15 protein-coding genes are annotated in these 14,290 nt (G+C 53.2%); 1 reads left to right on the forward strand and 14 read right to left on the reverse strand.

What is annotated here, in order from left to right; genetic code table 11:
• Nucleotides 1-85 precede the first annotated feature (85 nt).
• The 11 genes from lipA to F4V72_RS12890 all read right to left on the reverse strand — a co-directional run bounded on the left by lipA (nucleotide 86) and on the right by F4V72_RS12890 (nucleotide 10,852).
• Nucleotides 86-1,051 (reverse strand): lipoyl synthase, encoded by a 966-nt coding sequence (gene lipA, locus F4V72_RS12840; protein ID WP_023246807.1) that lies wholly within the window; start codon nucleotides 1,049-1,051, stop codon nucleotides 86-88.
• 204 nt (nucleotides 1,052-1,255) lie between these two features.
• Nucleotides 1,256-2,209 (reverse strand): YbeF family transcriptional regulator, encoded by a 954-nt coding sequence (locus F4V72_RS12845; protein WP_136058411.1) that lies wholly within the window; start codon nucleotides 2,207-2,209, stop codon nucleotides 1,256-1,258.
• A gap of 301 nt (nucleotides 2,210-2,510) precedes the next feature.
• Nucleotides 2,511-3,152, reverse strand: coding sequence for a lipoyl(octanoyl) transferase LipB (lipB, locus tag F4V72_RS12850; RefSeq protein WP_023246809.1), 642 nt, complete (start codon nucleotides 3,150-3,152; stop codon nucleotides 2,511-2,513).
• Between the two features lie 99 nt (nucleotides 3,153-3,251).
• The gene (ybeD, locus tag F4V72_RS12855) at nucleotides 3,252-3,515 is read right to left on the reverse strand and encodes a DUF493 family protein YbeD (protein ID WP_000850547.1); all 264 of its coding nucleotides are present in this window, start codon (nucleotides 3,513-3,515) and stop codon (nucleotides 3,252-3,254) included.
• Between the two features lie 107 nt (nucleotides 3,516-3,622).
• Nucleotides 3,623-4,834 carry a D-alanyl-D-alanine carboxypeptidase DacA gene (gene dacA / locus F4V72_RS12860; RefSeq protein WP_023246810.1) on the reverse strand — a complete coding sequence of 404 codons (1,212 nt, stop codon included), beginning with the start codon at nucleotides 4,832-4,834 and terminating at the stop codon, nucleotides 3,623-3,625.
• 139 nt (nucleotides 4,835-4,973) lie between these two features.
• Nucleotides 4,974-6,068, reverse strand: coding sequence for an endolytic peptidoglycan transglycosylase RlpA (gene rlpA, locus F4V72_RS12865; RefSeq protein WP_023246811.1), 1,095 nt, complete (start codon nucleotides 6,066-6,068; stop codon nucleotides 4,974-4,976).
• A 10-nt stretch (nucleotides 6,069-6,078) separates the two neighbouring features.
• A complete protein-coding gene (gene mrdB / locus F4V72_RS12870) occupies nucleotides 6,079-7,191 on the reverse strand; it encodes a peptidoglycan glycosyltransferase MrdB (RefSeq protein WP_000131713.1) in 1,113 nt (370 codons plus the stop codon).
• 2 nt (nucleotides 7,192-7,193) lie between these two features.
• On the reverse strand, nucleotides 7,194-9,095 hold the full coding sequence (gene mrdA, locus F4V72_RS12875) for a peptidoglycan DD-transpeptidase MrdA (RefSeq protein ID WP_000828702.1): 1,902 nt from the start codon (nucleotides 9,093-9,095) through the stop codon (nucleotides 7,194-7,196).
• Between the two features lie 30 nt (nucleotides 9,096-9,125).
• Nucleotides 9,126-9,593, reverse strand: a complete 468-nt coding sequence (gene rlmH / locus F4V72_RS12880; protein ID WP_023246812.1) for a 23S rRNA (pseudouridine(1915)-N(3))-methyltransferase RlmH — start codon at nucleotides 9,591-9,593, stop codon at nucleotides 9,126-9,128.
• A gap of 3 nt (nucleotides 9,594-9,596) precedes the next feature.
• The gene (gene rsfS / locus F4V72_RS12885) at nucleotides 9,597-9,914 is read right to left on the reverse strand and encodes a ribosome silencing factor (protein WP_150342464.1); all 318 of its coding nucleotides are present in this window, start codon (nucleotides 9,912-9,914) and stop codon (nucleotides 9,597-9,599) included.
• 329 nt (nucleotides 9,915-10,243) lie between these two features.
• Nucleotides 10,244-10,852 (reverse strand): adenosylcobalamin/alpha-ribazole phosphatase, encoded by a 609-nt coding sequence (locus F4V72_RS12890; protein WP_023246814.1) that lies wholly within the window; start codon nucleotides 10,850-10,852, stop codon nucleotides 10,244-10,246.
• Nucleotides 10,853-10,949: 97 nt separating this feature from the next.
• Here F4V72_RS12890 and cobD point away from each other — a divergent pair, with 97 nt between their 5' ends.
• Nucleotides 10,950-12,044 (forward strand): threonine-phosphate decarboxylase CobD, encoded by a 1,095-nt coding sequence (gene cobD, locus F4V72_RS12895; protein WP_023246815.1) that lies wholly within the window; start codon nucleotides 10,950-10,952, stop codon nucleotides 12,042-12,044.
• Here cobD and nadD read toward each other — a convergent pair.
• Genes nadD through lptE form a run of 3 tightly spaced genes read right to left on the reverse strand, consistent with a single transcriptional unit; the run spans nucleotide 12,019 to nucleotide 14,283 of the window.
• Nucleotides 12,019-12,660: a nicotinate-nucleotide adenylyltransferase gene (gene nadD / locus F4V72_RS12900; protein WP_023246816.1), complete on the reverse strand. Its 642-nt coding sequence runs from the start codon at nucleotides 12,658-12,660 to the stop codon at nucleotides 12,019-12,021. The genes cobD and nadD overlap by 26 nt on opposite strands.
• A gap of 1 nt (nucleotide 12,661) precedes the next feature.
• Nucleotides 12,662-13,693 carry a DNA polymerase III subunit delta gene (holA, locus tag F4V72_RS12905; RefSeq protein ID WP_023246817.1) on the reverse strand — a complete coding sequence of 344 codons (1,032 nt, stop codon included), beginning with the start codon at nucleotides 13,691-13,693 and terminating at the stop codon, nucleotides 12,662-12,664.
• Nucleotides 13,693-14,283 carry an LPS assembly lipoprotein LptE gene (lptE, locus tag F4V72_RS12910; RefSeq protein ID WP_023246818.1) on the reverse strand — a complete coding sequence of 197 codons (591 nt, stop codon included), beginning with the start codon at nucleotides 14,281-14,283 and terminating at the stop codon, nucleotides 13,693-13,695. Before lptE ends, holA begins: the two co-directional genes overlap by 1 nt.
• Nucleotides 14,284-14,290: the final 7 nt, after the last annotated feature.

Below are 14,290 nucleotides of genomic sequence, written 5' to 3' on the forward strand. Positions count from 1 at the left end.
TGGCGCGATGCGCTTGCTCTGCAGAGTAAAAAACCGGCGAGTTGCCGGTTTTTTTCTGCCTGAAATGTAAGCGTGTATTACACGATCATTTCACTTCCATGCCTTTGGCCTGTAGATCAGCATGGTACGAAGAACGCACAAAGGGACCACAGGCAGCATGGGTAAAGCCCATCGCCAGGGCTTCCGCTTTCATCTCGTCAAACTCTTCCGGGCTGACATAACGCTGTACCGGCAGGTGATGGCGGCTTGGCTGTAGATACTGGCCAAGCGTCAGCATGGTGACGCCGTGACGGCGTAAGTCGCGCATAACCTCAATGATTTCTGCGTTGGTTTCGCCTAAGCCGACCATCAGACCCGATTTTGTCGGAATTTGCGGGTGCGCTTCTTTGAAGCGTTCCAGTAATTTCAGCGACCAGTTGTAATCGGCGCCCGGACGTACCTGGCGGTAGATACGCGGCACGTTTTCAAGATTATGGTTAAACACATCCGGCGGCGTTGCGTTAAGGATATCCAGCGCACGATCCATACGTCCACGGAAGTCTGGCACCAGCGTCTCTATTTTTATCTCCGGGCTTTTGGCTCGGATGGCGGTGATGCAGTCAGCAAAATGCTGGGCACCGCCGTCACGCAGATCGTCACGGTCGACAGAGGTGATTACCACATAGCGTAGCGCCATGTCGGCGATCGTTTGCGCCAGTTTCTGCGGCTCTTCCGCATCCGGCGCAACAGGGCGGCCATGGGCGACATCACAGAACGGACAGCGGCGGGTGCAAATGGCGCCGAGGATCATAAACGTGGCGGTACCGTGGTTGAAACATTCAGCCAGGTTCGGGCAAGACGCTTCCTCGCAGACAGAATGCAGGCCATTTTTGCGCATTGCGGCTTTGATGCCCTGGATACGGGTAGAATCCGCCGGAAGTTTTATTTTCATCCATTCCGGTTTACGTAGCAGAGCGTCGCGCTCTGTGACCACATTTTTTACCGGGATAAGAGCCATCTTATCGGCATCGCGGTATTTTACACCGCGTTCCATCACAATGGGTTTACTCATAGCGTGCGTGTTCCAGTTGCGAATAACGAAGAAAGCGTTTCAATTCAAGGGAAAGTTGTATTTATCAACTATTTTTGAATTTGTGACACGCAGTATATCATTGATAAGGGCCATAAAGCAGCCTGACAGCCCGGCAAAATGTAAAATAGTTGTTGTTTTGTGCTGTTTGCCCATCTCTTCCGTGACCTGAATGCAACATTTTTGTCAGAACGCCTCACGAATAATATCAATGACGTTCTCCAGCACCGGATCGCGCAGACTCAGTTTATTGTAATGCAGCGAGAACTCGACCTGTTCACTATTCACCGGCACGTAGGGAAGGCGTTCAAGCGGCCAGCAGCGGCTAAATAAGGTGTAGAAGCGGGTGGGCATCAGACCCAGCAGATCGCTGCTGGCGATCAGCGAGGCAATGGTAAAAATATTGTAACTACTAAAACTGATTTGCTGATCGGGAAATGTCTCCTGCAGCCGCTGGCGCAGTAGGGAAAGATTTTGTCCCTCCAGCATCAGAAAGGTGTGATCCGCGTTGTTCAGTTTCTCTTCAGTAATGGCGTTCGCCAGACACGGGTGATGCTGGCGACAGACAATCTCAAGCGTATCGCTAAACAGGACGTGATGCTGAATGCTCCGGTTGTTATAGCTATGGGTATTGATAATGAGATCGGTCTGAAACTGGCTAAGCTGGCTTTCGGCATCGTCTACCGGAATATTGCGCAGCAAAAGCTGAGGATAACGCGTCCTGATGGCCTGATAAATCACCGGCATCACCAGCGCGCCGACCGAAGGCGTCGTGCCAATCGTAATGGTGCGTTGCTTATCATAGCTGCCCGTAAGATCCAGGGCACCAAGAATAGACTCCAGCCCCTGGCTGATGTATTCGTGCAGATGCGTAGCATACGTCGTGGGCGTTACGCCCTGGCCTTTGCGAATAAACAACGGATCGGGAAATATGGTCCGTAATTTTTGAATGGACTGGCTGATAGCTGACGGCGTCAAATTAAGAATTTTCGCTGCATTGACGATCCCTTTATGGACATACACGGCTTCGAAAATCGTCAATAGATTGAGGTCGATATTTCTCAGTGTTCTGAAAATTTGCGGTTTGTCTTGTAGGTGTTGATCGGCAGGCTGTCTTTCTGTCTGATTATTATCACTCACGCTCTGGCTCCGAATTTATTCGTATTATGAATAATAGATGAAATAACATATCTTGCATTTATAAGTTGCTTTAAAAATTGCTCTAATGAATATATCTTTAGTCATTTCAATAAGGTAAGTAACAGCAAGGTCGATATTTTGCTCACGGAAAATGCCTCATCGTGAGGACTGAAGAGACCATGCCGCCTGGCGGGTACAGCAGGGATATAACGAAAATATAGAAAGCGAGGGGAGAAGTAAAGTATTCAAATCATATATGATTAATGACCCATAAATTTCTTGGGCCATTATATTTTACTCATTAAGCGGCAATATATTCATGCGGTGGATTATTTAGCAGGGCTAAAATATTCGCCAGCAAGCGGGGCGCAATATTATCCGTGGTAGCGTCTTCCTTCCATTGCGTTATTTTGGCCATTTCCATTCCGGCATAACCACACGGGTTGATACGTAAGAAAGGGGAAAGATCCATGTTAACGTTTAGTGCTAAACCGTGGAAGGAGCAGCCGCGACGGATACGTAAACCCAGCGAGCAGATTTTCTTTTCACCCACGTAGACGCCCGGCGCATCGGCGCGCGGATGCGCCTCAATACCAATTTCAGCCAGCGTATTCACCACGGTCTGTTCGAGTAGGGTGACTAAATCACGCACGCCCAGTTTACGTCGCTTCAGGTTAAGTAAAACGTACATCACCTGTTGGCCCGGACCATGATAGGTCACCTGCCCCCCTCGATCGCTCTGCACAACGGGAATATCGCCAGGCATCAATATATGTTCCGCTTTACCGGCCTGGCCCTGGGTAAACACCGGGTAATGTTCAACCAACCAGATTTCATCATTGCTGTTTTCATCGCGCATATCGGTAAAGTCATGCATGGCCTGAGAGATAGCCTCATAGGGCCGAAGGCCGAGCTGGCGGACAAGGATTTTATCCTGATACAAAACGGCATCTCCGTAGAGAATGAAAAAAGAGAGGAAAGTATATCACAGCGGGGAAGGCGAGGAGTTACCCGGATAAGACCGGGTAACCGTCTGGATGTATTACAATACCATTCGTACGATATCAATATTGCCCAGTTCTTCGTACAGCGTTTCAACCTGTTCAATATGGGTGGCGTTAATGGTGATAGAGACCGAGTGGTAGTTGCCTTTGCTGCTCGGTTTTACCGTCGGAGAGTAATCACCAGGCGCATGGCGCTGTACCACTTCAACCACCTGATCAACCAGCTCAGGTAACGCCTGCCCCATTACTTTGTAAGTAAATGGCGTAGGGAATTCAAGCAGTTCGTTAAGTTTGGTTTTCATGTCAGCTCCGGCATTACGTAAAAAAATAATAACTCCCGCCACAGGACGGGAGTTTTACTGATGCATAGTATATGGGGACGAAAATCACACTTTCAAGCGTTCAATTTTTATCCAAACCAGTGATGGAACATTAATTTAATGTAATCAATGATTTTACCGAAGAAGTTCCCCTCCGGGATCTCTTGCAGTACGACTAGCGGACGCTGCTCGATGGTTTTGCCGTCCAACTGGAAGTTGATGGTGCCGACCACCTGGTTTTTCTGCAGCGGCGCGTGCAGTTCCGCAGTATTCAGTACATAGCTCGCTTTCAAATCTTTCATGCGGCCGCGAGGGATCGTCAGGTAAACGTCTTTATCGACGCCCAGCGAGGCGCGATCGGTATTACCAAACCAGGCGGGTTCAGAGGCGAACTCTTTACCAGCCTTCAGCGGATTAACGGTTTCAAAGAAACGGAAGCCCCACGTCAGCAGTTTTTTGCTTTCTGTTTCACGGCCTTTATAGGTCCGTCCGCCCATCACGGCGGAGATCAAGCGCATCTGGCCTTCGGTTGCGGAAGCGACCAGATTATAGCCCGCTTTGCTGGTATGCCCGGTTTTGATGCCGTCCACATTTAGGCTGTTATCCCACAGCAAACCGTTACGGTTTAACTGGCGAATGCCGTTAAAGGTGAACTCTTTTTCTTTATAAACGGCATATTCGTTAGGCACATCGCGAATTAACGCCTGGCCAATCAGCGCCATATCGCGAGCTGAACTGTATTGTCCGTCGGCGTCCAGGCCGTGTACGGTCTGGAAATGGGTATTTTTCAGTCCCAGCGCGTTCACATAGCTGTTCATCAGCCCGACGAAAGCATCCTGGCTACCGGCGGCGAAATCAGCCATCGCCACACAGGCGTCATTACCGGATTGCAGATTGATGCCGCGTATCAACTGGGAGACCGGTACCTGCATTCCCGGCTTGAGGAACATCAGCGAGGAGCCTTTAAATACCGGATTGCCGGTGGCCCAGGCGTCATTACCGACGGTAACCAGGTCGGTTTCTTTAAATTTACCCGCTTTCATTGCCTGTCCGATGACGTAACTGGTCATCATCTTCGTCAGACTCGCCGGGTCGCGACGTTCGTCGGCGTTTTGTTCCGCCAGAACTTTGCCGGAGTTGTAGTCGATCAGGATGTAGGATTCCGCATCGATCTGCGGAACACCCGGGATCATAGTTTTGATATTCAGGTCATCGGCATGTGCGGCTGAGATAAACGAGGCACAAAGCGCCGTGGTGAGCGCCATGCGCTGCATAAAACGAGCGGAAAAAGTGGTCTTCATGGTCTGAACTACGACGTCCGTGATGAAATTAAAAAAAGAGCCCTACTATAGCAAAAGCATAACTGGCAGGCATCTGACTTTCCGCGTGACTTTGTTAATGTCATTTACAGAAATTGACAGTACAGATGCCTGCAATATGTTACTGCGCGCTGGCGATAAAGGACTGTAATTGTGCTTCTGTTTGCAAACGTTGCTGTAACGCGCTGGCTTCCGTTTTACTGGCAAAAGGCCCCAGTTGAATACGCCAGACCGCGCCGTTTTGCATTACGCGGCCTGGTACACTGAACTGCTGGCTTAAACGCTGTTGGTACTGCTGCGCGCGCGTTTGATCGCTGACGGCGCCGACCTGGACGACGAAACGACCGCTCGCCGCGGCGGCAGGCGCGCTAACCGTCGCCGTAGCCGCTGGAGCCGTCACCGGCGCGGAGACCGGCGCTGGCTGTGGAGCCGGCGTCGGTTCGTTACCCTCCAGCACGCCAGGCGCCAGCGTGGTCGGCGCGCCAAGGAAGCCGCTGCTGCTCACCGGCGCGCCGGTAGTATCGTCACTTTTCAATGTGGAATTGCTGACCGGAAGTACGTCGCCTTGCGGTTGCGCAGGCGCTGAGGAGACACTTCCCATGCCGCCGCTTAAATCAGGGCGAGGAGGCAGAGCGTAGGTCTGTTTCGCCACCGTCGTACAGGCCATCCCCGGGCCGGAAAGCGAACCGTCCGGCGCCACGATAATAGGGTCAATCCGTACTTTAGTATTATTCGAGGTATTCAGACGATCGGCTGCCGCGCGGGAAAGAGAGATGACCCGATCGGTGCCATAGGGGCCACGATCGTTAATACGTACGACGATCATGCGTCCGTTAGCCAGGTTGGTAATTCGCGCATAGCTGGGGATGGGCAGCGTCGGATGAGCGGCGGTAAGCTGCATCGGATCGAACATCTCCCCGGAGGCGGTTAAATTACTGCCGGGTTCCGCATCATAAATAGCGGCCAGGCCAGCCTGGCTAAAGCGGGACGGGTCCTGAACGATTTTATAACTTTTACCGTCACGCTGATAATCCTGGTTTGCAGTCGGATTCAGAGGTTCATAACGCGGTTCCGCTCCGCTGATTTCCACCGCCGGACCATTACATACCGCAGGCTGCGGCGCGACGGTGGGTTGCTGCTGACCGCCGTCATTAGTACATGCCGCGAGTAGTACTATCCCTGCCGCGACGCAGATTACAGGCAACTGCTTACGCATTGCGCACCCCTTATACGCTTTTCGACAACATTTTTCTGTGGGTGTGGATCGACATCACAATCCCGAACCCGGCCATCAGCACGATCAGTGCGGAGCCCCCGTAGCTGACCAGGGGTAAAGGTACTCCAACCACAGGCAGAATACCGCTCACCATACCAATATTTACGAAGACATAAACGAATAATATTAACATTAATCCGCCAGCCATCACGCGACCAAATGTAGTTTGCGCTCTGGCGGCAATCCACAGACCGCGCATTATCAGCAAAATATAGAGCGCGAGCAGAATCAGGATGCCCACCAGACCGAGTTCTTCCGCCAGTACCGCGAAGATAAAGTCGGTATGGCGTTCGGGTAAAAACTCCAGTTGCGACTGGGTGCCATGGAGCCAGCCTTTACCGCGCAGGCCGCCTGAGCCAATGGCGATTTTAGACTGAATAATATGATAGCCCGCGCCCAGCGGATCGGTCTCCGGATCAAGGAGCATCATGACACGCTGGCGTTGGTAATCGTGCATCAGGAAGAACCACAAAATAGGAATAAATGCAGCGATCAATACAATGGCGACCCCAATTAAGCGCCAGCTCAGACCAGACAAAAATAGGACAAAGAGACCGGAAAGGGCGACCAGAATAGACGTCCCCAGGTCCGGCTGGGCGGCGACCAGCAGGGTAGGCATAAAAATTAATACCAGGGCGATGGCGGTGTTTTTCAGCGAGGGTGGGCAGACGTCGCGATTAATAAAGCGGGCGACCATCAGCGGCACGGCGATTTTGGCTATTTCCGAAGGCTGAAAGCGAACGATTCCTAGATCGAGCCAGCGCTGCGCGCCTTTGGATATTGCGCCAAAGGCATCAACGGCGACCAGCAGAATGATACAAATGATATAGAGATAGGGTGCCCAGCCTTCATACACGCGCGGCGGGATCTGCGCCATCACCACCATGACCACCAGCCCCATCGCAATCTGGCCAATTTTACGCTCCATCATGCCGATGTCCTGGCCGCTGGCGCTCCAGATGACCAACGCGCTGTAAACCAGTAACGCCAGCAGAATCAGTAGCATCGTGGGATCGATATGAATTTTATCCCAGAAGGTTTTTTTGTTCGGATTATCCGTCATGATTATTGGTCCTCCGCCGCTGCAACCACCGGGTTTTCCGCAGGCAAATGGGTGTTGTTGTCGCCCAGCATGATGTGATCAAGAATTTGGCGCATGATTGTACCTACTGCCGGGCCTGCGCCGCCGTTTTCAAGGATGATCGCGACGGCGACCTGGGGATTGTTATACGGCGCAAAAGCGGTCATCAATTTATGGTCGCGCAGGCGCTCGGCGATTTTATGCGCATTGTACGTTTCGTTGGCCTTCAGGCCAAAGACCTGCGCGGTGCCCGATTTCGCCGCGATTTTATAGGGCGCGCTGGCAAAATATTTATGCGCCGTGCCGTTAGGGCGGTTGGCGACGCCATACATGCCATCTTTCGCAATTTCCCAATAGCCGGAGTGAATATCACCCACCGGCGGCTCATGCGGCTGTACCCACGGCACCTGTTTACCGTTTTCCGCGGTGCTCATTAACAGGTGCGGGACTTTAACTACGCCGTCGTTAATAAGGATCATCAGCGCCTTACTCATCTGAATTGGCGTCGCTGTCCAGTAGCCCTGGCCGATACCCACCGGAATCGTATCGCCCTGATACCACGGTTTTTTAAAGCGTTTCTGTTTCCACTCGCGGGTCGGCATATTACCAGAGCGCTCTTCTGCGAGATCAATTCCGGTATAGTGACCATAGCCGAACTTACCCATCCATTCTGACAGGCGATCGATCCCCATGTCATAGGCAACCTGATAGAAGAAGGTATCCGCCGACTCTTCAAGGGATTTGGTGACGTTCAGATGCCCGTGGCCCCATTTTTTCCAGTCGCGGTAGCGTTTCTCAGAGCCCGGCAACTGCCACCAGCCAGGGTCGAAAAGACTGGTGTTACGGGTGATGACGCCAGCGCTTAAGGCCGATACGGCGACGTAAGGCTTAACGGTAGAGGCCGGTGGGTAGACACCCTGGGTCGCGCGGTTCACTAATGGCGTGTTCGGATCGTTAAGCAGCCCGGAGTAATCTTTGCTGGAGATGCCGTCCACGAAAAGGTTAGGGTCGTAGCTTGGCATGGATACCAGCGATAGCACGCCGCCGGTACGCGGATCGGTGACAATTACCGCCGCGCGGCTGCCTGCCAGCAGCGTTTCAATATACTGCTGGAGTTTGAGATCCAGCGTCAGGTAGATATCGTGCCCTGCTTGCGGCGGCACCTCTTTGAGCTGGCGAATAACGCGACCGCGGTTGTTGACTTCAACCTCTTCATAACCGGTTTGCCCATGCAAAATATCTTCATAGTAGCGCTCAATGCCCAGCTTGCCGATGTCATGGGTGGCGGCGTAGTTCGCCAGTTTGTTTTCTCTGTCGAGGCGCTCGACGTCTTTATCATTGATTTTCGATACGTAGCCGATAACGTGAGTCAGCGCCGATCCGTATGGATAATAGCGGCGTTTATAGCCTTTGACTTCGACGCCTGGAAAACGGTATTGGTTAACGGCAAAGCGCGCGACCTGAACTTCCGTCAGGTTCGTTTTCACCGGAATAGAGGTAAAGCGATGCGAGCGGGCGCGCTCTTTTTTAAAGGCGGCGATATCGTCGTCGTTTAAATCGACCACACTGCGTAGCGCATCCAGCGTTTGCTGAACGTTATCCACCTTTTCCGGCATCATTTCAATCTGATAGATAGTGCGGTTCAGCGCAAGGGGAATGCCGTTACGGTCGTAGATTATTCCGCGGCTTGGCGCAATTGGCACCAGCTTGATACGGTTTTCGTTCGAGCGGGTCTGGTAATCGGTAAAACGGAGGATTTGCAGATTATACAAATTGGCGATCAGTACGCCGGTCAGCAGCAAAATACCCAAAAAGGCGACCAGCGCCCGACGCACAAACAGTGCGGACTCAGCCGTATAGTCACGAAAAGAATTTTGTCGTTTCATCCGCTGCTTAATCTTCTCAAGACTTCACGATCACTCACGGTGATAAGGGTGGTTGGTCGTGATGCTCCACGCCCGGTATAAACTCTCCGCGACCAGAACCCGAACAAGCGGGTGAGGGAGCGTTAACGCCGAGAGCGACCAACTCTGTTCCGCTGCCGCTTTGCAGGCGGGAGATAATCCTTCCGGCCCGCCAATCAGCAAACTGACGTCGCGCCCGTCCTGTTTCCAGCGCTCCAGCTCATTGGCTAACTGCGGCGTATCCCACGGCTTGCCTGGAATATCCAGGGTAACAATGCGATTCTTACCGGCGGCGGTCAGCATCTGCTCGCCCTCTTTGTCGAGAATGCGTTTGATATCCGCGTTCTTGCCGCGTTTGCCCGCAGGGATTTCGATCAGTTCAAAGGGCATGTCTTTCGGAAAACGACGCAGATATTCCATAAATCCCGTTTGAACCCAGTCGGGCATTTTCGTGCCGACAGCGACAAGTTGCAGCTTCACGCATTAACTCCAGAGTTTTTCCAGTTCATACAGGCGGCGACTTTCTTCCTGCATGACATGCACAATCACATCGCCCAGATCGACGACAATCCAGTCAGCCGCATTTTCGCCTTCGACGCCCAACGGCAGCATACCGACCGCGCGCGACGACTGCACAACGTGGTCGGCAATAGACATAACGTGACGGCTGGAGGTGCCGGTACAAATAATCATACAGTCGGTGATACTGGATTTACCCTGAACATCTAAGGCGATGATGTCCTGACCTTTCAGGTCATCAATTTTGTCGATAACAAAATCCTGGAGTGCTTTACCCTGCAAGTTTTCCCCCTGGGTGAATAATTGCGTTATAACGATAGAAAAAAGGCCAACAGGCTGGACCGGTAAGGCGTTGCGAGGTTAACGCTAACCTTCCGGCGGGACGCCGTGTAGTATACCTGAATCAGCGGCGATACCGGGACTTATGTCACCGGATCGGCGTTTAAAACCAGATTATCATCCCATCCCACGTCACAGAAAGCATCGCCATTTTTGTAAAACAATTTCTGCAAAGCTCTGAAAGGTGAAAATAGCCTGGCTGCGGAGAATAACAGCCTGTCGGGGGCTGTCAATGGGCGAAACCGCTGCGGCGAGAAAAAACGGAAAATTCATCACTCAGGCCGCCAGACGGCACGACTATTTAATACCTTCAGGGTGGCGAACCCTTCGCATATGTCGATTGCGCTCCAGCATCCCTGTTCTACCCGGAAATGCCATAGCGAGGCGGCGGGCATCGCGAGCAGGCGGGCAATCAACAGACTGAGTACGCCCTGATGGCTGACGATCAGCAGGCTCTGGCAATCGCTGAACGCGTCGAGTCGCGAGATAAAGCGCTCTACGCGCTGGGTAAAAGCCTGAAAACCCTCGCCATTGGTCGGAACCGCATTCTGCCAGTCCGTACACCAGGCGGCATAGCTTTCGGCATCTTCATGGGTGAGGTCGCGGTGATGGCGCATTTCCCAGTCGCCGAAATACATCTCATTAAGCTCAGGTAAGATGTGTTGCGGCGCATCCCGGCCCTCCAGTACGAGCCGGGCGGTATGGCGCGCGCGCTCCAGTTCGCTGCATAACACCCTGTCAAATGGCGCGTGGCGCAATAAGGTATGTAGCGTTTTCGCCTGGCCAATCCCTTTTTCCGTTAACGGCGTTGGAGCATGTCCGCTATACAACCCGGCGACATTGGCCTCGGTTTCGCCATGACGCACCAGCCACAATCGCATGGTATCCCTCATGATGGTTAAATGCGCAAAACATGATAATGGCCCTGATTGCGCAACGTTTTTTTCACTAAAATAGCCTTTTTTGGCCGGAGGCATAATGGCGTTATTCAACAGCGCGCATGGCGGTAACATTCGGGAAGCCGCGACGGTGTTGGGCATCTCGCCTGACCAGTTACTGGATTTTAGCGCAAACATTAATCCGCTGGGTATGCCTGTCAGCGTGAAACGCGCGCTTATCGACAATCTGGATTGCATTGAGCGCTACCCGGATGTCGATTATTTTCATTTGCACCAGGCGCTGGCGCGTCATCATCAGGTGCCGGCATCGTGGATACTGGCGGGAAATGGCGAGACGGAGTCAATCTTTACCGTGGCGAGCGGCCTTAAACCGCGTCATGCGATGATTGTCACGCCAGGTTTCGCGGAGTATGGTCGGGCGCTGGCGCAAATTGGCTGTGAAATTCGTCGCTGGTCTCTACGCGAAGCGGATGGCTGGCAACTTACCGATGCCATTCTTGAGGCGTTGACGCCCGATCTGGACTGCCTGTTTCTGTGTACGCCCAATAATCCTACCGGCCTGCTGCCGGAGCGTCAGTTATTGCAGGCCATTGCCGATCGCTGCAAATCGCTGAATATTCATCTGATCCTGGATGAAGCGTTTATCGATTTTATTCCGCATGAGACGGGCTTTATTCCTGTTCTTAAAGATAATCCGCATATCTGGGTGCTGCGTTCGCTGACCAAGTTTTATGCCATTCCCGGCCTGCGGCTGGGATATCTCGTCAACAGTGATGACGCGGCGGTGGCGCGGATGCGTCGCCAACAAATGCCGTGGTCGGTTAACGCGCTGGCGGCGCTTGCCGGTGAGGTAGCGTTACAGGATAGCGCCTGGCAGCAGGCGACCTGGCGTTGGTTACGGGAGGAGGGCACCCGGTTTTATCAGGCGCTTTGTCAGATCCCGCTGTTGACGGTTTATCCCGGGCGGGCGAACTATCTGTTGTTACGCTGTGAGCGAGAGGATATTGACCTGCAGCGACGGTTGCTGACGCAGCGGATTTTAATCCGTAGCTGCGCTAACTATCCGGGGCTGGACAGCCGCTATTACCGCGTGGCGATACGCAGCGCTGCGCAAAACGAGCGTCTGCTGTCGGCGTTGCGCAATGTGCTTACCGGTATAGCCCCTGCTGATTGATGTAGTTCAGCACGTTTTCTGGCAACAGATCGTCGCAGGATTCGCCTTTTTCCAGCCGTTCGCGGATGAGGGTCGCGGAAATATTAAGCCAGGGCGTTTCCGCCAGGTAAATTTTACCGGCTGGCAACTGGTGCAGATCGTCCGGCGTATGGGTCAGATGCTGTTCCAGCCACTGTTGGTGTTGCGCCTGCGTCATTTCAAGCGGGTAGCCCGGACGACGACAAACGATCAGGTGAGTGTTATCGAGGATGGTGTCGTAATCATGCCAGGTGGGGAAGTTAAGCAGCGAGTCCTGGCCGATAATAAACGCCAGCGGCGCTTCGGGACCCTGTTCTTCGCGCCATTCTTTCAGCGTTTGCGCAGTGTAAGAGGGCGCGTTTCGCTGTAGCTCGCGTTCATCCAGCGTAAAAAGCGGCTTATCGGCGATAGCCAGCTCCAGCATATATTTACGCTGCGCGCTGGAGGCTTCCGGCTGGGGGCGATGCGGCGGCACATTGTTAGGCATAATAATCACCCGCGATAAGCCGATCAGATTCGCCAGCGTTTCAACAGGTTTAAGATGTCCATAATGCACCGGATCAAAGGTGCCGCCGAATAAAGCCTGTAACGATTTCATATCACCCATCAATAAATACGTCTGCCAGCGCCTTATGGCAAAGCAGGAGCGATAGCCCTTCAAGCTCTGCCCATACTGACTGACCATAATCCTGTTTGAGCGTAATTTCCGTACGCGTCAGTAACTGCACGGCCTGTCGAAGCTGTGTAGGATGGAGACGCTGCAACGCGTCGCCGATCATGGGGCGACGGTTTTGCCAGACCCGGTGTTTATCAAACAGCGTGCGTAACGGCGTATGGGCGGACTGACGTTTGAGATTTACCAGCAGCAGCAGCTCTCGCTGGAGCGTACGCAGTAGAATGACCGGCTCGCTGCCTTCAAGGCGTAGCTGTTGCAGGATATGCAGCGCGCGTTTGCTTTTCCCCATCAGTAACGCATCCACCCAGTGGAAAGGGGTAAAGTGGGCGGCGTCATTGACGGCCTGCTCCACGCGAGGAAGCGTTAACTTACCGTCAGGCCAAAGCAGCGACAGTCGTTCAAGCGCCTGTGCCAGCGCCAACAGATTGCCCTCATAGCAATAGCACAGCAGTTGGTTCGCGGCGTCATCCAGTTGCAAATTCTGCGCTTTCGCTCTGGCGGCAACCCAGCGGGGAAGTTGCGCCTGTTCCGGCGTCTGACAACTGACCTGAACGCTCCGGTCTGCCAGTGCGGTATACCAGGCGGCGTTTTCCTGCGCTTTGGTGAGCTTGTTTCCGCGCACTATTAACAACAGGTCGTCATGCAGTAGGCCGCTCAGCGTGGCGAGTTGCTCATTCATTGCCGCGTTAGGCCCGTTTTCCGGCAGTTGCAGCACCAGCGTTTGACGGCTGGCGAACAGGCTCATCGCCTGGCAGAGTGAGAAAAGCGATCCCCAGTCGGTACTGGGATCGAGAGTAAAAGCGTGGTGCTCTTCGAATCCTTGCGATGCAGCCGCCAGACGAATAGCGTCCTGGCTTTCCTGCAATAGCAGCGGATCGTTGCCCAATAGCAGATATGCCGCGCGCAGCCCTTCTTTGAGCTGCGCGCGGAGTTGTTCAGGATATAACCTGATCATTAGTTACTCAGCGTAGTGGAAACGCGTGCTGGCGTAGAGGCGGGTGCCGCCGTCTCATTGTCTGCGGTAGCCTCCTCTTTTGTCGCCTGAATATCCGCCGCGCGGACGCTGGTCAGCTTACGAATGAGCTGTTCAGCGGCTTTGTCGTACATCTCCTGAACAATCATGGCCTGCTCGTTATCCTTCGCCAACGCCATTTGCGGGTTATCGAAGAACGAACGGTACACTTTCGTGCTGATAGGATAGATGTCATGGCCCGGAATCAATACCGAGGCGTTGACGGTCATTACCATCTGATATTCCGCCGTCTGGCCGTCCTGGAACACTGACGCCGTATCCTGCGAAATAGTCACCGTTCCAAGTCGCAGAGACGGAACGTCTTTGCGCGTTGTGTTTTTATCAAGCAGGTTTACGTTATTCAGCCGTAACTGATTACGTACCGCACGACTTAGCGGACCGTTCGGATCGCCTGAATCGAGGATCATCGTTTTCATTGAAGCCGGGACCTGCGTAGTACTACGCAGATGCCAGCCGCATCCGGCGGTGACCAGCACCGCCAGAGATAACAACAGTGTTACCAGATATCGCACGCTTCCT

The organism is Salmonella enterica subsp. diarizonae (genome assembly GCF_008692785.1).
In the GTDB taxonomy this organism is placed as follows: Bacteria; Pseudomonadota; Gammaproteobacteria; order Enterobacterales; family Enterobacteriaceae; genus Salmonella; species Salmonella diarizonae.